The following is a 366-nucleotide window of genomic DNA, read 5'->3' as shown; positions in this document are numbered from 1 at the left end:
ACAATAGCGTTTTGGACCCACCTGACCCCATGCCGAACTCAGTAGTGAAACGAAACAGCGCCGATGATAGTGTAGCATTTGCTATGTGAAAGTAGGACATTGCCAGGCTCCAAATTGAGAAAGCCGCTTCAGAAATGAAGCGGCTTTTTTACGTCTGTAGGAAAGTGAAATAGTAAGCGAGTTAGCGAGAGTAAAGCTAGCGAGCCGCACTGTGTCAACCTATACACCGTAGCGTGGGTTGATACCAATCGACTTAAATATTTAACCATTCTAGCGAGCTAAATAAAGCGCTAACTGCGTTATAATTTTTTCAAGTAGAACAACTACATGTCAAAATTTACGCCTTGTTATCACTGTATTTATCTG

At 42.1% G+C, this 366-nt stretch carries 1 rRNA gene; it reads left to right on the top strand.

The window, feature by feature from the left end:
• Positions 1–108 (top strand): 5S ribosomal RNA (rrf, locus tag H5203_RS22580); the annotation flags it as partial.
• Between the last annotated feature and the right edge of the window lie 258 nt (positions 109–366).

Source organism: Pseudoalteromonas sp. SG41-1 (assembly GCF_014164575.1).
Lineage (GTDB): Bacteria > Pseudomonadota > Gammaproteobacteria > Enterobacterales > Alteromonadaceae > Pseudoalteromonas > Pseudoalteromonas rhizosphaerae.
Note: the sequence above shows the minus strand (reverse complement) of the source record. Positions and strands in the feature narration are given on the sequence as shown.